Origin of the sequence: Moorella humiferrea, assembly GCF_039233145.1 — a bacterium.
GTDB classification, from domain to species: Bacteria; Bacillota; DSM-521; order Neomoorellales; family Neomoorellaceae; genus Neomoorella; species Neomoorella humiferrea.
This window is the reverse complement of record NZ_CP136419.1, coordinates 808728-831240: the sequence shown is the minus strand read 5'-3', so window position 1 is coordinate 831240 and position 22513 is coordinate 808728. Positions and strand designations below refer to the sequence as shown.

At 58.2% G+C, this 22513-nt stretch carries 24 protein-coding genes; 2 read left to right on the top strand and 22 right to left on the bottom strand.

The features are described 5' to 3' along the window. Nucleotides 1-34: 34 nt before the first annotated feature. From MHFGQ_RS04345 to MHFGQ_RS04250, 20 genes are all read right to left on the bottom strand, one after another. Nucleotides 35-229, bottom strand: a complete 195-nt coding sequence (locus MHFGQ_RS04345) for an FmdB family zinc ribbon protein (protein WP_106005930.1) — start codon at nt 227-229, stop codon at nt 35-37. A gap of 87 nt (nt 230-316) precedes the next feature. After that, nucleotides 317-2116: a HAMP domain-containing sensor histidine kinase gene (locus tag MHFGQ_RS04340; RefSeq protein ID WP_106005931.1), complete on the bottom strand. Its 1800-nt coding sequence runs from the start codon at nt 2114-2116 to the stop codon at nt 317-319. Beyond that, nucleotides 2113-2796: a response regulator transcription factor gene (locus MHFGQ_RS04335; RefSeq protein WP_170066342.1), complete on the bottom strand. Its 684-nt coding sequence runs from the start codon at nt 2794-2796 to the stop codon at nt 2113-2115. The genes MHFGQ_RS04340 and MHFGQ_RS04335 overlap by 4 nt, the downstream gene beginning before the upstream one ends. Before the next feature lie 117 nt (nt 2797-2913). Beyond that, nucleotides 2914-3042 (bottom strand): hypothetical protein, encoded by a 129-nt coding sequence (locus tag MHFGQ_RS04330; protein WP_277997041.1) that lies wholly within the window; start codon nt 3040-3042, stop codon nt 2914-2916. Nucleotides 3043-3171: 129 nt separating this feature from the next. Then, on the bottom strand, nt 3172-3852 hold the full coding sequence (locus MHFGQ_RS04325) for a Crp/Fnr family transcriptional regulator (protein ID WP_106005933.1): 681 nt from the start codon (nt 3850-3852) through the stop codon (nt 3172-3174). Between the two features lie 17 nt (nt 3853-3869). Beyond that, the gene (locus tag MHFGQ_RS04320; RefSeq protein ID WP_106005934.1) at nt 3870-5894 is read right to left on the bottom strand and encodes a FapA family protein; all 2025 of its coding nucleotides are present in this window, start codon (nt 5892-5894) and stop codon (nt 3870-3872) included. 102 nt (nt 5895-5996) lie between these two features. Further along, nucleotides 5997-6398, bottom strand: a complete 402-nt coding sequence (locus tag MHFGQ_RS04315; protein ID WP_245907882.1) for a Fur family transcriptional regulator — start codon at nt 6396-6398, stop codon at nt 5997-5999. Nucleotides 6399-6439: 41 nt separating this feature from the next. Then, complete coding sequence (locus MHFGQ_RS04310) at nt 6440-6817, bottom strand: YlbF family regulator (protein ID WP_106005935.1); 378 nt, start codon at nt 6815-6817, stop codon at nt 6440-6442. A 24-nt stretch (nt 6818-6841) separates the two neighbouring features. Next, a complete protein-coding gene (locus MHFGQ_RS04305; RefSeq protein ID WP_245907883.1) occupies nt 6842-7510 on the bottom strand; it encodes a LysE family transporter in 669 nt (222 codons plus the stop codon). Nucleotides 7511-7577: 67 nt separating this feature from the next. After that, nucleotides 7578-8864: an FAD-dependent oxidoreductase gene (locus MHFGQ_RS04300; protein ID WP_106005937.1), complete on the bottom strand. Its 1287-nt coding sequence runs from the start codon at nt 8862-8864 to the stop codon at nt 7578-7580. Between the two features lie 93 nt (nt 8865-8957). Beyond that, entirely contained in the window at nt 8958-9965 is a 1008-nt protein-coding gene (locus MHFGQ_RS04295) for a sodium:calcium antiporter (protein WP_106005938.1), read from the bottom strand. Between the two features lie 515 nt (nt 9966-10480). Further along, a complete protein-coding gene (locus MHFGQ_RS04290; protein ID WP_106005939.1) occupies nt 10481-11233 on the bottom strand; it encodes a histidinol-phosphatase HisJ family protein in 753 nt (250 codons plus the stop codon). 309 nt (nt 11234-11542) lie between these two features. Further along, nucleotides 11543-12370, bottom strand: a complete 828-nt coding sequence (locus MHFGQ_RS04285; protein ID WP_106005940.1) for an FAD/NAD(P)-binding protein — start codon at nt 12368-12370, stop codon at nt 11543-11545. Then, on the bottom strand, nt 12370-13368 hold the full coding sequence (locus MHFGQ_RS04280; RefSeq protein ID WP_106005941.1) for a 4Fe-4S dicluster domain-containing protein: 999 nt from the start codon (nt 13366-13368) through the stop codon (nt 12370-12372). The genes MHFGQ_RS04285 and MHFGQ_RS04280 overlap by 1 nt, the downstream gene beginning before the upstream one ends. A gap of 15 nt (nt 13369-13383) precedes the next feature. Beyond that, nucleotides 13384-14292 (bottom strand): 4Fe-4S dicluster domain-containing protein, encoded by a 909-nt coding sequence (locus tag MHFGQ_RS04275; protein WP_106005942.1) that lies wholly within the window; start codon nt 14290-14292, stop codon nt 13384-13386. After that, nucleotides 14289-14726, bottom strand: coding sequence for a hydrogenase iron-sulfur subunit (locus MHFGQ_RS04270; RefSeq protein ID WP_170066343.1), 438 nt, complete (start codon nt 14724-14726; stop codon nt 14289-14291). Before MHFGQ_RS04270 ends, MHFGQ_RS04275 begins: the two co-directional genes overlap by 4 nt. Further along, nucleotides 14717-16699 carry a CoB--CoM heterodisulfide reductase iron-sulfur subunit A family protein gene (locus tag MHFGQ_RS04265; RefSeq protein WP_106005943.1) on the bottom strand — a complete coding sequence of 661 codons (1983 nt, stop codon included), beginning with the start codon at nt 16697-16699 and terminating at the stop codon, nt 14717-14719. Before MHFGQ_RS04265 ends, MHFGQ_RS04270 begins: the two co-directional genes overlap by 10 nt. Beyond that, entirely contained in the window at nt 16696-17595 is a 900-nt protein-coding gene (locus MHFGQ_RS04260; RefSeq protein ID WP_106005944.1) for a CoB--CoM heterodisulfide reductase iron-sulfur subunit B family protein, read from the bottom strand. Before MHFGQ_RS04260 ends, MHFGQ_RS04265 begins: the two co-directional genes overlap by 4 nt. Further along, nucleotides 17592-18164, bottom strand: a complete 573-nt coding sequence (locus MHFGQ_RS04255; protein ID WP_106005945.1) for a 4Fe-4S dicluster domain-containing protein — start codon at nt 18162-18164, stop codon at nt 17592-17594. The genes MHFGQ_RS04260 and MHFGQ_RS04255 overlap by 4 nt, the downstream gene beginning before the upstream one ends. A gap of 123 nt (nt 18165-18287) precedes the next feature. After that, on the bottom strand, nt 18288-19433 hold the full coding sequence (locus MHFGQ_RS04250; protein ID WP_106005946.1) for a geranylgeranyl reductase family protein: 1146 nt from the start codon (nt 19431-19433) through the stop codon (nt 18288-18290). Between the two features lie 127 nt (nt 19434-19560). Between MHFGQ_RS04250 and MHFGQ_RS04245 the strand changes: the two genes are divergently transcribed. Continuing rightward, complete coding sequence (locus MHFGQ_RS04245) at nt 19561-20052, top strand: DUF1269 domain-containing protein (RefSeq protein WP_106005947.1); 492 nt, start codon at nt 19561-19563, stop codon at nt 20050-20052. Between the two features lie 136 nt (nt 20053-20188). Next, nucleotides 20189-20368 carry a small, acid-soluble spore protein, alpha/beta type gene (locus tag MHFGQ_RS04240; protein ID WP_170066344.1) on the top strand — a complete coding sequence of 60 codons (180 nt, stop codon included), beginning with the start codon at nt 20189-20191 and terminating at the stop codon, nt 20366-20368. Nucleotides 20369-20413: 45 nt separating this feature from the next. Here MHFGQ_RS04240 and fliY read toward each other — a convergent pair whose 3' ends face one another. Together fliY and fliM are read right to left on the bottom strand one after the other, a co-directional pair. Beyond that, nucleotides 20414-21538 (bottom strand): flagellar motor switch phosphatase FliY, encoded by a 1125-nt coding sequence (fliY, locus tag MHFGQ_RS04235; protein ID WP_106005949.1) that lies wholly within the window; start codon nt 21536-21538, stop codon nt 20414-20416. After that, nucleotides 21539-22510, bottom strand: coding sequence for a flagellar motor switch protein FliM (fliM, locus tag MHFGQ_RS04230; protein ID WP_106005950.1), 972 nt, complete (start codon nt 22508-22510; stop codon nt 21539-21541). Between the last annotated feature and the right edge of the window lie 3 nt (nt 22511-22513).

Below are 22513 nucleotides of genomic sequence, written 5' to 3'. Positions count from 1 at the left end.
AATAAGGGCCACCGGCCCTCTATCCTTAACCGCCTCAACTGAAACGGCTTCCCGACGGCGCCGCACAACCACCGCCGCTGCTGCCTCCCAGGATGGTGATCCCGGTAAAGAGCTGCTGCAGCTTCTGGCTGCCGCACGCCGGGCAGGTGGCTTTATCCTTTTCCTGCCAGGACATCTTTACGGTAAAACGTTCGCCACATTCCTGGCAGCGGAAATCATAGGTAGGCATGTCCTTCACCCCCGACTGGCCTCAGTTTATCTGGTCCTTATTGTATTTTACTTTTATTTTTTTTCGCTGTCAATAAAGTAAAATCGTTTACAGGGACGAGGGCAAATAAAAGCTGAAGGTGCTCCCTTTACCCAGCTGGCTTTCTACCTCTACCCGGCCGCCGTGGGCCTCCACCAGGCTTTTGACTATGGCCAGGCCCAAACCGCTGCCCCCGTCCCGGCGGGAACGGGACTTGTCTACTTTATAAAAGCGTTCCCAGATATAAGGTAAATCTTCCGCGGGAATACCGCTGCCCGTATCAATCACGCTGACTTTAATATCCTTATCGACCTGCCCGGCCGTCACCTTGATCCTGCCACCGGGCGGCGTATGATTGCGGGCATTGTCCAAAAGGTTGGTCATAACCTGTTCCAATCGCCCGGCATCGGCCCGAACCGTCGGCAAAGACGGCGGCATCTCCAACTCAAGTTCCAGCCCTTGTTCGGCGAGTAAAGGCCGGAATTTGCGGACTACCCCGGCGAGGAGTTCCTTCACATCTATGACGGCCATCTCCAGGGGCAGCTGGCCGGCGGCCATCTTGTTCAACTCCAGCAAATCGTCTACCAGGCGCCGCAGCCGTACGGCTTCGGCCAGTATTATATTGATATATTCCTGCCGCTCCTTTTCCCCGGCGGCCAGTCCGTCCGCCAGGGCCTCGGCATAACCCTGGATAAAGGTGAGGGGCGTGCGCAGATCATGGGATACGCCGGCCAGAAATTCCTGCCGGAATTGTTCCAGTTTTTTGGTTTCAGTGATATCTTGAATAATGGCCACCGCCGCCTGCCCGTCCCCATCCTCCTGCAGGGGTGCCGCCCGCACGGCAAAAACGCGGTCCCTGAATTTAAGTTCGCCCCCGGCGTCGTCGTCCAGGGCAGTCCGCAGAAATTTAAACAGTTCCGCCGGTAGCATCATCCCCTGGGGCAGGGGCATTCCCAGGAGCTTCTCCGCCTGGGGATTGGCAAAAAGAACCTGTCCATTTAGGCTAAAGGCCAGCACGCCGTCGGTCATCCCCTTGACCACCCGGTCGAGCTTTTCCTTTTCCCGAGACAGGGCGGCCATGGTTCTTGCCAATTCTTCCGCTAAAAAATTAAGGCTTGCCGCCAGCTGTCCCAGCTCGTCCTCCGCTTTCACCGGCACGCGACCGCTGAAATCGCCCTGGGCCATCCTGCGGGCCGCACTGCTCATCTGCCGCAGGGAATGGGTGACCCGCCGGGCGGCATAAAAGGCCACCAGAGTGGCCAGGAGCACCACCCCGGCACCGGAATAGAGGATCAGGTGATCCACGGCCGCCATGGCCGCCCCCAGGGAAGCCTCGGGAGCAAAGAGGATGACCGCTCCCGCCACACCCCTTTCGTCCTGGATGGGTACCGCGACGAGGAGCATACTGCTGTTAAAGATCTCCTGATATCCCCGCTTGACCACCGTGTTCCCGGCCAGAACTTCCCTGACTTCATCACCGTTCAAACGCATACCGGCCACCGGCCAGGTTCCGTTTTCAGGGGAAGGGCGATTCCAGCCGCGTCCCATCCTCATGCCCATGTGCATGCCCATGCCCATGCTGCCGCCGTCGCCGGTGCAGGAGAGCACCAACCCGTTGCGGTCAATGATGATTACTCCGGTACCGGCCACCTTGCCGAGGATTTCCGCCTGGTTATAAAGGCTACCGCCTTCCGCCCCTGCCAGGCTCTGGGCCATGGCCCTGGCCGCAGCCAGCATATCCTCCACCTGCTGCCGGGAATAATGACTGCCCAGCAGTTGATGGAAGGAAAAGCCCACGGCCAGCAGGCTGGCCGCCACAGTTGAAATGAGGAGAAGCCACAGTTTGAGGGTAATACTTTTCTTGATCATTTCTGCACCTCAAATTTATAGCCGACGCCCCAAACTGTTGTAATGAACCCCCGTTCCCGCCCGAGCTTCTCTCTCAGATTTTTGATATGGGTATCGACGGTGCGCAGGTCACCATAAAAATCATAACCCCACACCTTTTCCAGGATCCTTTCCCGGCTCATGACCTGGCCCGGGTGCCGGGCGAGAAAAAGGAGGAGATCGAACTCCTTGGGCGTCAGATTGGTTACCGGCCGCCCTTCGACCTTAACCTCGCGGCCGGGTATATTGATACTCAGGCCGGGAAAGCGGAGCTCTCCGTCCTCTGCCTGGCCAGCTCCGGTCCGGCGCAGGAGGGCCTTTACCCGGGCCACCAGCTCTCTGGGGCTGAAGGGCTTAACTACATAATCATCGGCTCCCAGATCGAAGCCCAGCAAACGGTCCGTTTCTTCACCTCGAGCGGTGAGCATAATAATCGGCAGCTCCGATTTCCGGCGTACCTCGCGGCAGACACTCCAGCCGTCGCCGTCGGGCATCATCAAATCCAGGATGAGGAGGTCGTACTTAGCACCCTCCAGTCGCGCCAATACCTGACGTCCTGTCGCCGCTTCGTCGACTTCCATGCCTTCCTTTTCTAAGTATAAGCGCACCAGCTGGCGCAGGCCCCCTTCATCGTCGGCCACGAGAATGCGCCGTCGTTCCATATCACCATCACCCCTTACCCTCCATGATAGCATATCGCCGTCGAAAGGGTACAGAAGTAAAAAACCTGCAGGTCTTCATCTAAAAGGTCCTGCAGGGTATTATCAACATTCCCTTTTCTATATGCCGGGAGTATCTTTGTCCCTTTCATCCCCTGGTTTTTCTACTTTGATCCCGAGCCATTGCAGGCGCTCTACCCAATCCTGGTTGGCCTCCGGCCTGCCCGGTGTTGATTGCCGGCTATCCATCCTGTTTAACCCTCCTTAAACTACAGCTTCTGAATATTATTTTATATTACCTTAGGCATTTTTCGCAAGGGCTGCGGTACCAACAGCATAATTTACCTGCCGGAAGGCATATAATCCGGCCCCGGCGGCTCAGTCCCAGTTCTTTAGCTTCTGGGGCGACAGGATGGTAATACGCTGGCGTTCTACGCCAACCGCCCCAAGGCGTTTAAAATCGCTTAAAATGCGGGCCACCGTTTCCCGGGAAGTGCCTATAAGGCTCGCGAGTTCCTGCTGGCTTAAGTTAAGCTCGATGGTGACCCCGTCCGCCCGGGGCGTCCCGTAATCCTTGGCCAGCTGGAGCAGGGTGCTGGCCAGGCGGCCGTAGGCCCCTTTCAATGCCAGATCCCGGATGTGTTCCTGGGCCCGGCGCAGGCGCCGGCTCATAACTTTGATTATCTTTACGGCCATTTCCCCATGACGGCTGAGGAGCCTTTCCATATCGGCATTACGGATGATCCCCACTTCGCTGTCTTCCAGGGTTTCAGCCGTGGCCGGATAAGGCCCGCCCTCAAAAAGGAGAACTTCGGCAAAGATTTCCCCTTCCCGAACGAAGTGCAGGATTTTTTCGCGGCCGTCCTCGAGGACCTGAAATAATTTGATGGCCCCCTTTTTGACGAAGTAAATGGCGTCCCCGGGTTCGCCCTGCATAAATATATACATGTTTTTGCGGTAGCGCCGCACCAAGGCTAAAGAGGCAATATGCTGTAGCTCTTCCGGGCTCAAATCGGCAAATACGGGCACCTGACGTAAAAACTCCCAGCTTTCAGGCATCACATTTCCCCCTATCGCTAAAACACACCCAGGATCATATCGCCTTCATCGTTAAGGTAGGCCATAACCTTTTCCGCATCGTTATCAATCAAGCGCTGGCGCTTACCGATCTGCAGGGTGCAGTTCGGCCAGACCTTGGCGGCCTTGATTAACCGGCCTTCGGCCACCCGTACTAAAGTTTTGGCGCCGCCGCTGGAACCCATTTCTTTAATAAACACGTTGCCCCCGGCGTAAATGCTGCCACCCCGGAAAACGCCCTGCACCTCCACCCTGTCACCGGCGGTGATCTCCGTATTGAAACAGCCGCGGCCGCTAACCTTAACCCAGCCGGAGGCCCTGATTTGACTATTGAGGGCGTAGTTTAAAGTTACATTGCCCCCATCTCGAGGTATCTGCCGGCAATAGGCGGCCATCTCCTTCACGGCGGCAACCAGCCGGGCTAGTTTATCCCGGTCGAGGCTCTGCATGGCGGCAGGGCTGCCGAAAAAACGGGAGAGCTCAATACAAAGTTGCACCAGCTCACGTTCCTCTCCTTCCCCTTCGACGTGGCGGGTTAGTTCCGCCAGCCTGGCCGTCAAAGACGGGAGCTTTTTAAATTTATTTTCCACCAACACGGCTATTAAGTAACCTGTGTTCATGGCCAGAAAGCGGCCCTTATCCTTCGCTTCCGCTTCCACCTGAGCGGCGGCTCTTTCCAGGCGGGAAAGCTGCTCGGCCAGTTCGCTTAAAAGCGGTTCCGCGCTTTGGTAAATGCTGTTTACGCCGCCGGCGGTGATGACGGAACCTATACAACTGCGATTAATCACAATCGAACCTCCGGCCTTTACTTTGGCCTGGGTGACGTCGCCCCCGATGTTGATGTCCTGGCTGGCGATCACCGTCATGGTTTCACAAACATTGCCCGTTATGTCGATTGAGCCCTTAAACTTCAAGTTACCGGAGGCGAGGTCGACGTCCCCGCGGTGGACCAGAACCGAAACGATATCAATGATAACCTTCCCTTTGCGCTGGGTAAACTGGGGGCGGCCCTCGGCCTTGGCTATACAGCGAAGACCTTCGACGACTTCTGTTCCCCTGCCGCTCAACAACTCGACGTCTTTAGGTTCGGGAGGAGGGACTTCTTTCCCGTAGACGTCGACCCCCGGGCGGCCCGGCCGTGGCGGCACCTTTACAGCCAGGAGATCGCCGGGGGAAACGGAGGCCCGCACCACCAGTTCCCGGTAGTCCACCCGTTCCTCATCATCAACTTCCCTTCTTACCGTTTCATTGGGATTAAAAAGAAATTCTACCCTGCCGTCTTCCGGCGGCAGGGGCGGCTGCCCCCGGGCAACAACTATCTGCATTTCCTCCGTCGCTGTGCAGACCCGGTGCACCCCTTCTTCGTCAATACCGTATACCACCCGCAGGCGCTCAAGCTCTGTCAGCAGCTCTTCCCGGGAGACGGCCGGTACGGGTATGTCCTCCGGCTCACCAATCAATTCCAGGCGGGCGGAAGGAAGTTGATCCCGCAATCGCCAGGTTCGCCTGTAACCGGGCTTAACCGTCACCGTTGCCGTCAAACCGTCGTTGGCTACGGACAAATGCCATTCGCCCGTCCTTTCTTCCTCCCGGGGAGTAATGGTTAAGATATCGCCTTCGCGTGCCGCAACTTCTCCCTCGGCGCGCTTACCGTTAATATACAAGTCGAAATGCGCGCCGCAAATGATAGTGGCCGGCGGCTCATTTCCCTTTATGTAAAGGCGTCCGCCCTCTATCCAGGCGTGGGCGGGTTGCTCTATATCTTCTCCTCTGCCGTCGGCATCTTCGAATATGACCGGCGTTCCTTCGCCGTTCGTCTCTCCCCCTTCCGACGGCGAGCCATCTACCAACATGGGACGGACTAAAATAACCGCCCTGCGGCGGCCGAAGCCCAAAATACCCCGGCTGCCGGCATCAATGACTTCCACCGCAACCTCCCCGGGCAGGATACCCAGGAGTTCTGCCGCCTTCCGAACGGCTTCTTCCACCGTTTCCCCTTCGACCCTGATGCCTTCAACCGCCACTGCCGCCCACCTCGCGCTTAAAATTGGTATTTTTATTTAAATTCTCGGTGAAAAGTGTAAATCCTTTAACAACAAAAAACCGGGCTTCCCCGCCCGGTCCCATCATTCCCCTTTCTGCCGCCGGCACTCCGGACAAACTCCGTAAAACTCAAGGCGATGGTAGCTGACCTTGCCGCAGCCGCTTTCTTCCGCCTCCTTCTCCAACTCCCGGTGGACGGGCATATCTACATCGGTCACCCGGCCGCACTCCAGACAGACAAAATGGTAATGATTTTCGGGGTTGCCGTCAAAACGGCTGTAGGTGCTGCCGTAATTGAGTTCCATTATCTCGCCAGCTTCCTTTAAGACCCCCAGATTGCGATAGACGGTACCCAGGCTTATATCGGGCAGGACTTTACGTGCCTCGGCGTAAATCCAGTCGGCGGTTGGATGGGTTTTGGTGCTGCGTAAGATGTCGAGGATTAGTTTCTTCTGTCTGGTCATGCGCTTGCCCGGCGCTTCCATCGGCCTTCACCACTTATTGATAACTATTATTAATTATTATATTATAGATTTGCGTCCTTTTCATTGTCAACATTATCAACCATATCTTTGCCCCATTCGGGTATGGCGTCAAATAGTATTTTCTGGATATCGGCCAGCAGACGGGCCAGCCGCTCTTCGGCAGCGAGATAAGCGGTTATGGTGGGGTTGAGGCTGATGATGCGGTAACTTTCCTCCAGGGCCTGCCGTAAGGACGGGTCCGGCTCTTGACCCCTTAACAGGGCCATCTCCAGTTCCAGCCGTCGCCGGCGAAAGTCACGTAACATCTCGAGGTTGGCCGCACTGCTTTCCAGCTTGGCCCTAGCCAGGCGATAATCGCCGTACTCTTCGCTGCGGCTTAAGGCCCGGGCCAGCTCATGGGCGCGGTCGTATACTTCCATATTTTAAAATCACCCCCTCAGCGTTTACAAACCGACGGGTCCGCGGTAACCGGCCCCTATAAAAAGAATGCCTAAAACCATAAGGAACAATCCGCAGATCATGATTAAATGGTGGTAGGTCTGCCGGCCTAAAAGGCGCCTGCCGGCGGCCACGCCGCAGGCAATAAGGGAGTACCATCCCAGATCGGAAATTATATGACCCCCAAAAAAGAAGGCTATCCCGGCGGCTCCCAGGCGGGCCGCCTGGGCGACAAAGGCGGCGCCTATGGTCGCCCACCAGAGAAGCCAGTAGGGATTGGCCAGGCTGATTATACCGCCTGCCGCCACCGTCTGGAACACCGGACGCGGCGATAGCTTCGGACCGTTCCCATCTTCCTGGAGTTCCAATTGCAGACGGCCGCTCCGGGCGCTGCGCAACATGCCCGCGCCCATCCAGAGGAGAACACCGCCTCCCAGGAAGGCGATGATCCTGCTCACCGCCGGATGGGCCAGAAAGCCGCCCAGACCAAAAAGAAGCAGAAAAAGCATGAGCAATTCCATCAAACCGTGGCCCAGGACGAGAAGGGGACCGGCAACGGCTCCCCGGCGCGCGCTTTCTTCAATAGTTAGGGTAAGCAGCGGCCCGGGCATCAACGCCCCGGAAAGCCCAACCATAAAAGCGGTGGTAAACAGGGCCAACAGCTCTGCCAGCAACGGTCCCCTCTCCCTTGCATTGCATCTCATATCGGCTTAACAATGTTTATTATTCGGCGCCTGACACCTATTTCCTTCCTAGCAGCGGTACGGAAAAAATGCCGGCCAGGTCCGCCACCCTGTTGCTGATCACTTCCCGGTCGGTGGTATATAGCCCGAGGGCCTGCATACGTTCAAAGTAAAGGGACCCGGAAAAGGTAAAGCGCTGGTAAAGGCCGTCACCTTTTTCCACCTGCAGGCGGGTATATTTAATAATATCGCCGCACGCAAGTGTAGAAGGCAAAATCAGCGGGGATCTGCCGGTCAGGAAGCGTACTGCGTTGTGGCCCGCAAGAGTCCCGGTGACGATGGCCTCGGTATGGCCGACGAAGGGGCCGGCCTTTTCCCCGGCACAAAAGACGTTGTTGAGGCCCTGCACCTTTAAGGCATCGTCCCGCGGCGCCATAGCCAGGAAGCGGACCGAATTGCCGGAACCACCGGCATAGGGGTCCTCAAAGCGGGCGTTTTCCAGCCCTGGAACCCGGCGCAGGGCTTCCAGGGGGAAAAAGGGGGCCATGAGTTTGGCGTGTCCGGTGTCCAGGAGGACAATATTGTCCGCATACTCGTTTAAGGCATACTGCTGGCAGGCCTTGCGCTGCAGCAGTTCCTTTTTATCCGGCCAATCCCGGGGTAGTGGCAGGACGACGACCCCCTTTTCCTCCAGTTCGGCTGCAAGCCATGGGGCAAGGGAACCTTTGTGGAGCTTGCAGGAACCGCTTAAAGCTCCGCGGCCACCGCCCCGCTTCAAAGCCGCATATTCCTTAACCCCCGCCAGGGCGGCAAGGCCTACGCGGCCGCCGAAGGCCGGGCAGCGATAAATGCACATGGCGCAGCCGTTGCCGTAGCGGCGGCAGTTGGCCGGCGGTCCCGCCGTTCCGGTGGCGTCGATGAAAACACTACCGTAGTACGCCCGTCCCCCCTCGGTAACAACTGCCTCAATGCTTTCCCCCGCCGTTTTGACGGCGGTGACCCGGCCTAGAAAATGAATCACGACACCCGCTTCAGCCAGGGTCTGCCGGACCAGGGGTTCGATGCGGGCCACGTCGTAGAGCCAGGCATGGCGGTGACCGGGAAAGTCAACATGGCGGTGCCGGGCCACCCTGTCGCAGAGGGCGAACAGTTCGCCGCCGCCCATAGCTATCATTTCTTCCGCCGCCGTAAAACGACCGTTGTTACGCATAATCCCCCCGACCAGTCCGGTACCCAGGAGCATATCCGTTCTTTCCAGAAGAATCACTTCCGCGCCAGCCCGGCGGGCGGCCAAGGCCGCCGCACAGCCCGCCCAGCCGCCCCCGACCACGACTACCCGCGGCATACCGGGTCACCACCTTCCAATTTTAGTATACTAAAAGGCCCGGTGGCTGCACACCGGGCCCTGCATAAATCTTAGTGACTTATTTTATAATCCTTAACGAATAAAACCGCCGATAACCAGGACGACAAAGATGCTGTAAAAGGCGCCGCCTCCAATTAATGTATAGGGCGTCAGGTATTTCTTGGAACGGATCTGGAGGTAGACCAGGCCTGCGGAAATAATGGCCAAAATGGCGCTGATCAACGCCCCCTGGGTCAACTCCCAGCTAGTCATGGTGATGCCCACCGCCGGGATCACCGAACTCTGGAACACCATGGCGCCGGTAATGTTGCCCAGGGCCAGGGTGTCCTTGCCGCGGCCGATCCAGATGATGCTGTTGAATTTCTCCGGCAGCTCGGTGGCGATGGGGGCGATGATTAACGCCAGGACAAAGGGCGGGACTCCCATGAGCCGCGCCAGGTCCTCCACTCCGTTAACAAAGAGCCTGGCTCCGCCGACAATCAGTCCCAGGGACAAAAATACCTGAACTAACACAATTGCCGTTGAGGGTTCTGCAGCCTTCCGGGCCAGGTAGAGGGGGTTTAACTCCTCCCCTTCTTCCAGGGTGTGACCGTTGGTCACCGTCAGATAGGCATAAGTGACGTAGGCGATAACCAGGCCAATGGCGATGATTTGCTTCCAGATATGGGTCCCCAGGAAGGAAGCAAGCACGGCTACGGTATAGACGAGGAGAAAGAAACTCAAATCGCGGCCCATGGTTTTAGTATCCAGATTCATTTTGGGATAATTGGGCCGGCGGTGGCGATAGGCGATGACGGCGATACCGCTGATGAAAAAGGCCAGGGTGCTGAGCATAAAGGGCGCCCCCAGAATGGCGCCGATGCCGATTTCTTCACCGGCGTGGCCGCCGCCGCCGAAAATAATGGCCACAATGGGGATCATCGTCTCCGGCAGGGCCGTGCCCACTGCCGCCAGGATGCTCCCCACAGCGCCTTCCGTCAATTTCAGCTTCTTGCCCAGCCATTCGACACCGTTGGTAAACCCTTCCGCCCCCGCCAGAATAACTCCCAGGCTGATTAAAAGCAGTACTACATCTACCATCGTTTCTCCCCTTCTGTTATAATTTCAGCAGCCCTTTCACCTGACCATGAGGTAAATAAAAAACCTCCATCGCCCCATGGGCGGTGAAGGTCTTGCGCGTTGCCTACCAGGCCCGGGCCGGCGGCCGTGCTGACGAACCTGGTACCGGAGAAATACTCCGGGGCTACTCCCCTTGTCCGCTGTTTTTCGATTTTATGTTAAAGTCTCATTCCTAATCTGTCAAGTCCTATTTAGATTTGTCAAAAATATAGTGGCAGACATTGCTGCCACCCAGGGTACCGGGGCCCTCCGAACGTAAACGAAGAGCTCCGGCCGTTTTTAGGAAACCAGGGGATAGTTATCAAAAACTGCCGTCCCGTATCCGGCAGCCGGCTGGGTGGAGTAGCCCTGAGCCAGGCCGCCGGGATACGCGAACGGCTATAATATGTTAAGGATGGATAGCCCCCGCTTTGACAACCTGCTGGTAAGTCCATCATACCAGCCTGGACGAAATGAGTCAATAACCAAAATTGTCTTTATAACGATTCGGTCGCCATAACCCCGCGCGCAAAAGTGGCCAGGCTGGTGTAGCCGATGCGGCGCAGAAGCTGCCGCGCCCTCTCCCTTTCCCGGGCCACTTCACCGGGGGCGTGGGCGTCGGAACCAATGGTGACGGGGATATTCAGGCTGAAGGCCCGCTCTAAAATTTCTGCGGCCGGATAAATTTCTCCCACGGGCTTAAATAGGCCGGCTGTATTGACCTCCAATGCGGCGCCGCTGGCGGCTACGGCCTTGAGGGCCGGCTCGGCCAGGGTCAACACGGATTTACGGGGCCGGTGGCCGTAAATTTTGATCAAGTCCAGATGGCCGATAATCTGGAAAAGACCGGTTGAAGCCGCTTGGGCAACCAGGTTGAAATAAACGGTATAGAGCTCGTCGATGTCCCAGGCGTTAAAACCGTCTTCCTGTCCCGGACGGTCGAAATCCCAGTTGCCGATGGCATGGACCGAACCTATGAGATAATCCCAGGGACGTCCGGCCAGCTCCCGGCGGTGGTCTTTTTCCGGGCGGAAGTCGATCTCCAGCCCGGCGCGGACGGGCATCCCCGTTACCCGCTCTAGTTCGGAAAAGACGTTAAAGTCCAGCCCTTCCAGGTAGCGGTCGTGGTCGGCGAAGCCTATTTCCGTAAGGCCCGCGGCTTTGGCCGCTTCTACATAGGGTAAAAGGCGTTCTACGGTATGGGGCGGGCCCACATGGGCCAGCCCGTGGATATGGTAGTCTGCTGGCATGGTATAACTCCTCTTGGCAGGCCCATGTCCCTTCGCCGTTCAGAAGCTACGCGCCGACAGGACGACGGCTCGGTTCGGACCGTTGCAACGCCGCCTGCGGATTGCCAATGAATAAGCTCCTGGTTCCGCAGGCATTTATCTTTCTATGAGTCGGCCTTTGTCTCCTCTCAAAGGCGTGCTCAAGGCTTGCCTTAAGCGTCGGCAACGGTATCCTTCACCTCGCCTGTCCTTTTGACCTTCGCTCCGCTATTCACGGCTCCGGTACATGTGCCTGCCATTTATATAATCTACGTTCACTATACTTGAGACTTAATACTCATTCGGCAATTGCTTCAACTGCGCCAGGGTGAAGACGGGTCCGTCCAGGCAGACGTATTTACTTCCCAGGTTACAGCGGCCGCACTTGCCGATGCCGCATTTCATGCGCATTTCCAGGGTGGTGATGATCTGGTCGTCCTTATACCCCAGCTTCTCCAGGGACTGGAGGACAAATTTAATCATAATCGGTGGGCCGCAGGTGACGGCCACTTTACCCGCCGGGTCCGGTTTTAGCTCTTCCACGAAGGCCGGCACGAAGCCCTCATGACCCTGCCAGGTAGCGTCGCCTTTGTCCACCGTCACGTCCACCCGGCAATTTTCCACCCGGGGCCAGTTGTTGAAAAGGTCGTCCTTGAAACAGAGGTCGGCCGGTGAACGGGCGCCATAGATGATCCACAGGTGGCCGTAGTCCTCCCGGTGCTCGATGCAGTAATTGATCAGAGAGCGCACCGGTGCCAGGCCGATGCCGCCGCCGATGAAGAGGATATCTTTGCCTTTGAGGTCTTCCACCGGGAAACCGTTGCCGTAGGGACCGCGGATGCCAACCATCTGCCCTTCTTCAGCCTCATGGAGGGCGTCGGTGAGCATACCCACCCTTTTGATGGCCAGCTCCAGGTGTTCCGGACCCTGGGAGGTGATGGAGAACATGGCTTCCCCCACGTCAAGGAGGGAAAGCATGGCCAGCTGTCCCGGCAAAGGCGTGAAGGGCTTGCCCTGCTCCGTCGTCACGTGGAAGGTCTTAACGTCGGGGGTTTCTTCCACAATTTTAATGATGCGCCCCGTCATGGGCACCAGGGGGTTGACCGGTGCTTCCGCCATTACAGGGCCACCTCCTTGACCTCACGGATTACCCGGGTGATGTCGACATTTACCGGGCAGCGGTCCAGGCAGCGTCCGCAGCCCACGCAGGCAAATTTCCCGTACCGTTCCGGGAAGTATTGGAGCTTATGCAGGAAGCGGTTGCGCAGACGCTCCTTTTTCGAGGGCCGCGGGTTGTGGCCGCCGGCCATCCTGGTGTATTCCGAGAACATGCAAGAGTCCCAGCAGCGGAACTTGTAGCCGCTGTTACCCCGGTTTTCACCCTGGATGTCGAAGCAATGACAGGTGGGGCAAAGATAGGTGCAGGCCCCACAGCCTAGGCACTTGCGGCTGACGGCCGTCCAGTAGGGGTGTTCGAACATCCCCTGCAGTTTTTCCGTAACACCCGTGACATCTACAACGAGGCCCGGTACGGCCGCAGGCGGTGGGGCGGTATCAGTTGCTGTCAAAAGCTCCCCGGCCTGGTCCAGGAGTTCCCGTCCGGCAGCCGTTATTGGTTCCAACAGGTAGCCGTCTGCTACCGGCCACATCTGGACGTCTACCCCTTCGGCCCGTCCGGGGTCGATGCCGAAGGAGGTGCAAAAGCAGGTGGGGGCGTTTTGCGTGCAGGCCAGGGCCACTACCCGGGTATTTTCCCGCCGCCGGCGGTAGAATTCATCGACATAGCCTTTGGTGAGAAAAACGTCGTCCATGATTAAAAAACTGCGGGCGTCGCAGGAGCGAACCCCTACCAGCACCATCTTCCCATCGAAGGTGGGAATCTCCGTTACGCCGGCTTCCTTACCCTGCACTTCATAGCGGTACATGGTTTCCGTACGGGGGAAGAATAAGTCTTTGGGCGGTTCCAGGGTATTGCCGCCATCCAGGGTAAGGCTGGGCTGTCCGTCCCAGGGCTGGAAAACCCTCGTCCCCCCCTTTTCTTGCGGCACAAAAACGGCAGCGTTTATCGCCCAGGCCTTAAGGAGCTCCGGCAGTTTATCTTTAGCGATCTTTAACATTTCCCCACCTCCCTCTTAGTGGAATTCGTCCGGGTCGTCGAGTTTGTACTGCCCCAGGGGCGGCAGGGCTTCTAGATCGACTCCGGCTTCATATTCTCCGAAAAGCTCGTTTAAGTCTTTGATGATCTTTTTGTTGAGGGTCATGATGGGTATCCCTTCCGGGCAGACCCGCTCGCACTCGCCGCACTCGATACAGCGCCCGGCCACGTGCATGGCCCGGGTGATGGCAAAGAACATATTCTCGCTCCTGTTCATTTGCTTGCCGCACCAGCCTGATTGAGAACGATCGAAGATGCACTCGCGGCAGTTACATGCCGGGCAGATGTTGCGGCAGGCGTAGCAGCGGAGGCACCTGTCGTAGGCCGCCGTCCAGAAGGCATAGCGCTCGTCCGGATTCATGGCTTCTACCTTCTCCACCTCGGCGAAACGGCCCTCCGCCGCGGCCGCCGCCTCCCGCAGGGCCTCCCCGCCGTCCGGTACCAAAAGCTCGTCGTAAACCACCGGTTCGGGATGGGTGCAGAAGCGGCACTTTTCGGCCAGGGGCACCTCTTTCCGCTTCTCTTCCCCCAGGGCGGCCGCCTGGCGACCGTCCTTCACCCCGGGGCATTTAATGCCGATGAGGTAGACCCTTTCCCGGTCGATCTGGTTGTCCTGGAGGAGACGCACAATGCCCCTCGCGTCGCATCCCTTGACGAAGATGGCGATTTTATCTTCCGTGTGCTTGTAGTCCAGGAGGTACTTGGCGAGATTATTAGTGCAAAATTCGTCCCACACCAGGCGGTCGCAGTCCTCCGGCGCGGTGACGAAGGTCGGAGGCGACAGGTACCAGAAGGTGCCCTTTTCCCAGCCGATGACCATTTGTACGGTGCCTTCAGTTAAGAGCTCCCTGGCCCGGGCACGCATTTGTTCCTGGATGCTATTCATGCGCCATCCCTCAGCTTTCTGTTGGGCCCCAGGGCCCGGATGTCTTCGGTCATCTGGGTGATGATCTCGGCAAAGCGCGGACCCTCGGAACCCGACACCCAGCGTGCCTGGAAGCGTTCCGGCTCCAGGCCCATGAACTGCAGAACCCGCTGCATCAAGAGGAAACGGCGGCGGGTGAAGTAATTGCCACTAACATAGTGGCAGTCGCCGGGGTGTCACCCGGCCACTAAAACCCCGTCGGCGCCGCGCTGGAAGGCCCGCAGGACAAACTGGGGGTTGACCCGGCCGGAACAGGGCACCCGGATGACACGGGCGTTGGCCGGGTACTGCAACCGGTTCAGGCCGGCGAGATCGGCGCCGGCGTAGGCGCACCAGTGGCAGCAGAAGGCAACGATTTTGGGCTCCCAGCCTTTTTCCGCAGCCGCTACAGGCATACCGCATCCACCTCCGCCAGGATTTGTTCATTGGTAAAGCCTTTTAGATTCATGGCACTCGACGGACAGGCCACCGAACAGGCACCGCAGCCCTGGCAGAGGCCGCTGTTGACCGCCGCCACCCGGCGGGCGACTTGCCTTCCGGCCACCCGTTCGGTTATGGTCTTCATGGAAATGGCTTTATATGGGCAAATCTTTTCACACATGGCGCAGCCGGCACAGATACTCTCATCAACCGCCGCGATCATGGGATCGGTGGCCATTTCGTCTTTGGCAAAGAGCTGGCACACTTTAACGGCCGCGGCGCTGGCCTGGGAAACGGTATCAGGAATATCCTTCGGTCCCTGACAGGCGCCGGCCAAAAATACCCCGGCCGTAAAGGTTTCCACCGGCCTTAGCTTCGGGTGGGCTTCCTGGAAGAAGCCGTCCTTATCCGTCTGCAGTCCCAGGAGCTTCGCCACTTCTTCCCAACCTGCGCTGGGCACCATGGCCGTGGCCAGGACCACCATGTCGGCCGCTACTTCCACCTGGCGGCCAAGGAGGGTATCTTCGCCGCGGACGATGAGCTTGTCGCCTTCCTGGAAGACACGGCTCACCCGGCCCCGGACGTAAACGGCCCCTTCATGGACGGTACGCTGGAGGAACTCCTCATACGCCTTGCCCGGGGTGCGGATGTCCATGTAGAAGACGATGGCCTGGGCGCCGGGAATCTTCTCCAGCACCTGATGGGCGTGCTTGGCCGTGTACATGCAGCAGGCCCGGGAACAGTAGCTCTTGCCCTTGGCTTCATCCCGGGAACCTACGCATTTAATGAAGACCACCGTTTGGGGCTCTTTGCCATCTGACGGCCTAACGATCTTACCACCCGTAGGCCCGGAGGCGTTGTTCAGGCGCTCGAAATGCATGCCCGTTATGACGTCGGGGTATTTGCCGTAGCCGTACTCGCCGTAAACCTCTTCCCATTTAAAGAGATCGTAGCCGGTTGCCACGACGATGGCCCCGAATTTTTCGGTGACGATTTCATCCTGCTGTTCATAGTCGATGGCCTTGGCCGGGCAGACCTTTTGACACACGCCGCATTTACCCTTAGTAAACTGGCGGCAGTGCTCGCGGTCAATGACCGGCACCGCCGGCACCGCCTGGGGGAATGGCAGGTATATGGCCTTACGTTTGCCCAAACCCAGGTCAAATTCGCTGTCCACTTTGGTTGGACATTTTTCCCAACAGGTGCCGCAGCCGGTGCATTTGACCGGATCAACCGAGCGGGCTTTTTTGCGGATAGTCACTTCGAAATTGCCCACATAACCGGCCACATTCTCTACTTCCGCATAGGTCATCAATTCAATGTTAGGGTGCTGCGCCGCAGCAACCATTTTCGGCGTGCTTATTCAAGCGGAACAGTCCAGGGTCGGAAAGGTCTTGTCAAGCTTGACCATGTTGCCGCCGATGGTTGGCTCGCGGTCTAAAAGCACCACTTTATAGCCAGCGTCGGCAATGTCCAGGGCCGCCTGCATTCCGGCGATACCGCCGCCTATTACCAGGGCCCGTTTGGTGATGGAAATGGTTCCCGGCAAAAGGGGCGCATTGCGGCAGACCTTGGCCACCGCCGCCCGCACGAGGTCGATGGCCTTCAGGGTCGCCCCCTCTTTGTCTTTGGCGTGCACCCAGGCACACTGCTCGCGGATGTTGGCCATTTCAAAGAGGTAGGGATTGACCCCTGCGCTTTCACAGGTTTTCCTGAAAGTAGGCTCGTGCAGCCGGGGCGAACAGGAAGCTACCACCACCCGGTCCAGGCGATGCTCTTTAATGGCCTTGCGGATCAGCTCCTGGCCCGGGTCGGAGCACATATACTGGTAATCGGTGGCGTAGACCACACCGGGAAAGGCCCTGGCGGCCTCGGCCACCCTTTTGACGTCGACTACCGATGCAATGTTGGTACCGCAGTGACAGACAAAGACGCCGACGCGCTTCACGCCGTTTCCCTCCTTGTGGCGGGATGTCGCAGAATGTCCCTGGCCTCTAAGAACGGCAGCGGGTTAACAAAATGGGTGGTGAGGCCCAGGTCTTTCGGAGCGTAGCCCAGGGCTATGCCCATTAGTTCGGTGAAGTAAAAGACGGGCAAATTGAACCGGTCGCCGCCGGCTGCCGCCGCCTGTCCCTGGCGCATGTCCAGATTCAGGAAGCATAAGGGGCAGGCGGTGACGATGCCCTCCGCCCCGGCGTCACGGGCGTGGCGCAAGATCTGATAGATCATTCGCGTGCCGATGTCGGTGCGGGCCGTGGCGAGACTCCCGCCGCAGCACTCGGTTTTATAGGACCAGGGGACGGCTTCTCCCCCCAGGACTTCTACCAGGCGGTCCATGGTCATGGGATCTTCCGGATCGTCGAAGGCCGTTATTTTCGGCGGTCGCACCAGGAGGCAGCCGTAGTAGGCGGCAAGTTTTAAACCCGTCAAGGGCTTGACCACCTGTTCTTTGATCCGCTCCAGGCCGACTTCGTTGACCATGACGTCCAAAAGGGCGCGGGTCCTATTAGTGGCCCGGTAGTCGCGGCCGATGATTTCGCTGATGGTCGCCCGCATGTCCTCCGATTCCCGCACGGCTTCCTCGGCGGCCCGCAAGCGGTTGAAACAGGCGGCGCAGGGCACGGCCACGTCCAGACCTTCGGCTTCCGCCAGGGCAAGATTACGTGCCGGCAAGGCCAGGGACAGGAGGTGGTCGTTGTTGTGGGCGGCGGTGGCCCCGCAGCAGCTCCAATCGGGTATCTCCCAGAGTTCGATGCCGAGGTGCCTGGCCACTATTTTGGCCGACTGGTTGTATTCTTTAGCCGTGGCTTCCAGGGAACAGCCGGGATAATAGGCGTACTTCAATGCCCGCCACCTCCTTTTTGCCGCACCCGGTCGAAGATCTCCTTTACTTCGTTAATGTTCTTGATCTTCGCCGGGAAGGGGCTGATTTTGCCCTTTAACAACAGGGGTGGCCCCATGAGGGCGTCTTTAAAAGGCTGACCCGTCTGCAAATTGTACTGGATTATAAGGCCCATTTCATGGGCACGGCCGTAACGCTCCAGACTTTTCAGGAAGGCTTGATCGAAAACGTCTACTTTCCTGTCGTTGATTAACCCCCGCCGGCGGGCTTCCTGGCGCACGGCTTCCATCAGCCGCGGCAGGTTGACTTCCCGGGGGCAGCGGGTATAACAGGCCTGACAGCTGGCGCAGAGCCAGGGGGTGCGGCTTTTCAAGGCCTCTTCTCCCAGGCCCAGCTGCAGGAGGCGTATCACCTGGCGCGGCGTGTAGTCCATCGCAAAGGCCACCGGGCAGCCGGCCGAGCACTTGCCGCACTGGTAGCAGTCGCTTAAAACGACGCCGCTGGCGGCTTCGACCTGCTCCTTCAGCGCCCGGTTACCCTTTAGAACGCCGGACAGTTCCACCCTTTCCATCTTATTCCCCCTCTCCCATGTTCCTGCCAGAACTTGAACGGTCATAAAAATACTGCTTTTAAATATTCTTGCTTTATGTCCGGATTCCTCCTTTTTTTGCAAAAAGCCGGTTATAAAAAAATGCTAATGATGGAAACGCCGAAAGATGGCGTATCTTTCCACAAGATAGCGCCAGAGGTCTTCATAGGTAGCGGCACCGAAAAGGACGGTAACCAGGCGCCGAGCCACCTCCGGGTTGGCCGTCACCAGCCGGTGGACCACCGGCGTCAGGGCATAAACCACCCGGGCGATGCGCGCAGCATAATGCAAGGAAGGCGCGATTTCCTCCTGCACCCTGCGGGTGTAATTTTCCAGCCTTTCCCGCCCTTCCAGGGCAGCATAGAGGACTTCCGCCGCCAGGCGACCGCTCCTTAAAGCATAATAAATCCCTTCCCCGGAAAAGGGATCAACGAGGCCAGCGGCATCGCCGACCAGCAACGCCCGGGCGGTATGTAACGCGCCGATCCTGCCGTCGGCGGCGGGTATAACGGCACCGCGGCAGCGTACTCCTTCAGGTACCTTTAGGCCCATTCCCCGGCAGAAATCGAGGAAGTAGCCCTTCAGCCCCTTTACCCGCCGGGTAAAAGAGCCGATGCCCACCGATAAGTGATCGCCCTTGGGAAAGATCCAGCCGTACCCGGCAGGAATACCGCCGTAGCTTAAATAGACCCTCCCCTGGTATTGGTCCAACAGCCCTGCCTCCACTTCTAACTCGCATTCTAGGGTCACCCCTGCCGCCGCACCTGTAACAAAGGGCAGGCTCCGGCGCACCAGGCTCCGGGCCCCATCGGCCCCCACGAGAAACCGTCCCCTGAAGGCTGTTCCGTCCGCCCCGCGCACCTCAACACCTTGCGCCGTCTCCACCACCGCCGCAACTTTGTAACCGTCGCGCACGACGGCGCCCGCGGCGGCGGCCCCTTCCAGCAGCCAGTTATCCAGCCTTTCCCGGCTCACCATTTGAATGACGGGTTCCGGAAAGGTAATCACGAGGGGATTTTTTTGGCGGTGATAAAAAACGACCTCCCGGGTCCCATCCTCTACTAAATTTTCCCATCCGCTTTCCAGCTCACCCTGGGCCTTGCCCGTTAAGCCCCCGCCGCAGGGCTTATAGCGGGGAAAAACGGCCTTATCTACAAGCAATACCCTGGCACCGCGGCGGGCCAGCAGACGGCCGCAGGTGCTGCCGGCCGGACCGGCGCCGCAGACGATAACGTCAAAATCTCGGTTCACTTTGTACCTGCTCCTTAAAGTCTAATATTGTTTTTTAACAAGTTTTTCTTTTAATTATACCCGTATACGGTAGGAGGAAAAGGCCATAATAAGATCGAGTTGGTAATTTCCATAAGGAGGAACTGACATGGCCAAAACTGTGGTTGCCGTCTTCAGCAATGAACAGGTAGCCAAAGAAGCCGTCGAAGACCTGCGCCGGGCCGGCTTTGACAAGGAAATATCCATCCTGGCCCGCGATAAGGGTAAGGAAGGCGGCGAAGGGCAGGAAGGCGGCCTTAACATGGGCGTTGAGGCCGGCGGCATCGGCGACGGCGTCGCTACCGGCGGCGTCCTGGGCGGACTGGCCGGCCTGGCGGCTGGCGCAGGGGCCCTCTTCATCCCTGGAATAGGTCCCCTCATCGCCGCCGGTCCCATCGCCGGCATGCTCTCCGGAGCCGCGACGGGCGGCGTCGCCGGCGGCCTCATCGACTGGGGCATTCCCGAAGCCGAAGGCCGGGAATACGAAAATGACGTCCGGCAGGGTAAAATCCTGGTGTCCGTCCGCTGCGACGACAAGAAGGCCGATCAAGCCAACCGCATCCTAAAGGACCACGGTGCCGAAAGGCTGCGCATCCACTAGTTTAAATTTTAAACAGGCCGGGAAAACATTCCGGCCTGTTAAATTTAAGCGCCCGTTCCATTAATGTCTTCGTATGGCCCGGCCCTTTGCTGTCGAAGCTAATTTACGGGAGGACGGCTTAAAAGGAGGCTTGATCATGGCTCGCAGGCGCGGGGTTATGTCCGATGCTTTGAAGTATGAACTGGCCCGGGAGTTGGGTGTATACGACACCGTGGTCAGGGAGGGATGGGGCGGCGTCCCCTCCCGGCAGTGCGGCAACCTAGTGCGGCTCGCCATTGAAAAAGCAGAACAAATGGTAAGGCAAAATCAGCTGTAGCCGCCTCCCGCCGGAAGGCTGTTAAGCCTTCCGGTATATTTTTGCCTATTGCCGCAGGTGGTTTATCCGTTCATAGGGATCCAGAATATGGGTTATACGCACGCCGAAATTTTCGTTAACGACAACCACTTCTCCCTGAGCGATAGGTACGCCATTGACGGTGATCTGCACTGGCTCATCCACCAGACGATCAAGCTCGACTATCGCTCCCGGCCCCAGGGCCAGGATGTCCTGGATACGCTTCGTGGCCGTTCCCAGGATGACTTCTACATCCAGGGGGACGTCGAGGATTAAATCGATGTTGCGCGTCGGTGCGCCGTAAACCTCCCCCCGGCGCCCGTTGACCCCTTGGGGTGAAGCTGGTGGTGCCGGCGGAGGCACGGCCTGTTCCCCGCCTGCCCCTTTCCCTGCCGCCGGGGCCGCCGCTCCAAAATCCGGGACCGCCGTCCCTTCCTCCCCGCCGGACCGCATCTCGTCCGGCTGCGGGGCGGCCGCCGCTTCCTTTGCCGGCGGCGCGGGGTTCATGAGCATTTCCACCTGGGCCCTGGCCACCTCCAGGGGCATGACCTGCATGATCTGGCTGTCAATGAGGCCTTCTATTTCCATTTTAAAATAGACTACCGCTATGGGCTGCTCCGGCGGCCAGGGCGGGTTGTAACCCCCCTCTTCTTGATTGATGGAGGTCAGCCGTGGCGGGCTTATTTTGACGCTGCGCTGGAAAATCGTCGACATGGCGGTGGCCGCGCTGCCGATCATCTGATTCATGGCTTCGGCCACGGCGCTCGCCTTTATTTCATCGAGTTCCGGCGAGGGGTTCCTGCCGTCGCCCCCCATCATCAGATCGGCGATGACGGCAGCGTCGCTGACCTTCATGATTAGCAGGTTGGACCCCTCTAAGCCTTCGGTAAAATTAACCTCCACCAGGATGTAAGGAACCTGGAAGGAGGCAAAAAGGTCGGTTGGAGTCATTACTTTGGTGTCCGGCGTCGTGATGAGCACCCGTTTGTTCAAGATCTGGGAAAGGGCCGTGGCAGCGCTGCCCATGGCAATGTTGCCGATTTCACCCAGGGTATCCTTTTCCAGGTCGGTCAGCGTCGTATCCTTTTCCGGTTGTCCCAAGGTTCCGTTTAAAAGGGCGTCGATTTCTTCCTGCGATAGAAACTCATCCATTTACACCACCTCCGTTACCTGGACGGCGATTTTCTGCCCAACCACCCCGGGTTGTACCTTAAATTTCAGGTGCCCGTCGACGTAAAGCTCCATGTCCTGTCCCACCGTCTTTTCCAGGGTGATGACGTCCCCCACCTGGAGCTGGATAAAATCCCGCACCGGCAGCCGGGTGCGGCCGCAGTAGGCAGTCAGCTCCACCGGCACTCCCTTTAATATAGCTTCGATTACCGCCCGATGGTCGGGCACCCCTTCCCTTTCAGCGGCGGCGGCGAGCCAGTGGCTGGCCGACAGGCGGGAAATGACCGGCTCCAGAAGCATATAGGGCAAGCACAGGTTTAAAAGGCCATCCTGCCCGGCCACGCTGGTGTTCAAGGTAATGACGGCCACCGTTTCATTGGGTGATATTACCTGGGTAAACTGGGGGTTGGTTTCCATGGCCTCCAGCTTGGGCGTAAAGCTGTAGATGTCCGACCAGGAATAGCGGAGCTGCTCCAGAATCCGGCCGTTTAAACGTTTCAGGACGTGGAGCTCGATCTCCGTCAGCTCCCTGATAAAGGGCGGCATCTCGCCGCGGCCGCCGAAGAGAAGGTCGATAATGGGAAAAATAAAGTTCATGTTGGCCTGCAAGACGGCCGAGCCCTTCAGAGGCTCCATGGTAAAGACGTTCATCAATGTCGGGGTGGGCAGGGAGAGGATAAAATCCTCATAGGTCATCTGCTCCACCGAGAGGATTTTAATCTGAATGTTGGCCCGAAGATAAGCCGAGAGAAAATTGGCCACTAGGCGGCCGTAATTCTCGTGGACCATATAAAGGGTGCGCAGCTGTTCTTTGGAAAATTTGTTGGGCCGGCGAAAGTCGTACTTTTTGACCCTGGCCGTTTTTTCTTCCTTAAATTCTTCCGCCGGAACCTCGCCGCTGGAAAGGGCCTGCAGCAGGGCATCGATTTCGGCCTGGGATAAAACGTCGGCCATTTA

Excerpts from the sequence above, each read along its gene's own strand:
- MHFGQ_RS04345 (WP_106005930.1), bottom strand. The coding sequence starts at position 229 with ATGCCTACCTATGATTTCCGCTGCCAGGAATGTGGCGAACGTTTTACC.
- MHFGQ_RS04340 (WP_106005931.1), bottom strand. The coding sequence starts at position 2,116 with ATGATCAAGAAAAGTATTACCCTCAAACTGTGGCTTCTCCTCATTTCA.
- MHFGQ_RS04335 (WP_170066342.1), bottom strand. The coding sequence starts at position 2,796 with ATGGAACGACGGCGCATTCTCGTGGCCGACGATGAAGGGGGCCTGCGC.
- MHFGQ_RS04330 (WP_277997041.1), bottom strand. The coding sequence starts at position 3,042 with ATGGATAGCCGGCAATCAACACCGGGCAGGCCGGAGGCCAACCAGGAT.
- MHFGQ_RS04325 (WP_106005933.1), bottom strand. The coding sequence starts at position 3,852 with ATGCCTGAAAGCTGGGAGTTTTTACGTCAGGTGCCCGTATTTGCCGAT.
- MHFGQ_RS04315 (WP_245907882.1), bottom strand. The coding sequence starts at position 6,398 with ATGGAAGCGCCGGGCAAGCGCATGACCAGACAGAAGAAACTAATCCTC.
- MHFGQ_RS04310 (WP_106005935.1), bottom strand. The coding sequence starts at position 6,817 with ATGGAAGTATACGACCGCGCCCATGAGCTGGCCCGGGCCTTAAGCCGC.
- MHFGQ_RS04300 (WP_106005937.1), bottom strand. The coding sequence starts at position 8,864 with ATGCCGCGGGTAGTCGTGGTCGGGGGCGGCTGGGCGGGCTGTGCGGCG.
- MHFGQ_RS04295 (WP_106005938.1), bottom strand. The coding sequence starts at position 9,965 with ATGGTAGATGTAGTACTGCTTTTAATCAGCCTGGGAGTTATTCTGGCG.
- MHFGQ_RS04290 (WP_106005939.1), bottom strand. The coding sequence starts at position 11,233 with ATGCCAGCAGACTACCATATCCACGGGCTGGCCCATGTGGGCCCGCCC.
- MHFGQ_RS04285 (WP_106005940.1), bottom strand. The coding sequence starts at position 12,370 with ATGGCGGAAGCACCGGTCAACCCCCTGGTGCCCATGACGGGGCGCATC.
- MHFGQ_RS04280 (WP_106005941.1), bottom strand. The coding sequence starts at position 13,368 with ATGTTAAAGATCGCTAAAGATAAACTGCCGGAGCTCCTTAAGGCCTGG.
- MHFGQ_RS04275 (WP_106005942.1), bottom strand. The coding sequence starts at position 14,292 with ATGAATAGCATCCAGGAACAAATGCGTGCCCGGGCCAGGGAGCTCTTA.
- MHFGQ_RS04255 (WP_106005945.1), bottom strand. The coding sequence starts at position 18,164 with ATGGAAAGGGTGGAACTGTCCGGCGTTCTAAAGGGTAACCGGGCGCTG.
- MHFGQ_RS04245 (WP_106005947.1), top strand. The coding sequence starts at position 19,561 with ATGGCCAAAACTGTGGTTGCCGTCTTCAGCAATGAACAGGTAGCCAAA.
- MHFGQ_RS04240 (WP_170066344.1), top strand. The coding sequence starts at position 20,189 with ATGGCTCGCAGGCGCGGGGTTATGTCCGATGCTTTGAAGTATGAACTG.
- fliY (WP_106005949.1), bottom strand. The coding sequence starts at position 21,538 with ATGGATGAGTTTCTATCGCAGGAAGAAATCGACGCCCTTTTAAACGGA.
- fliM (WP_106005950.1), bottom strand. The coding sequence starts at position 22,510 with ATGGCCGACGTTTTATCCCAGGCCGAAATCGATGCCCTGCTGCAGGCC.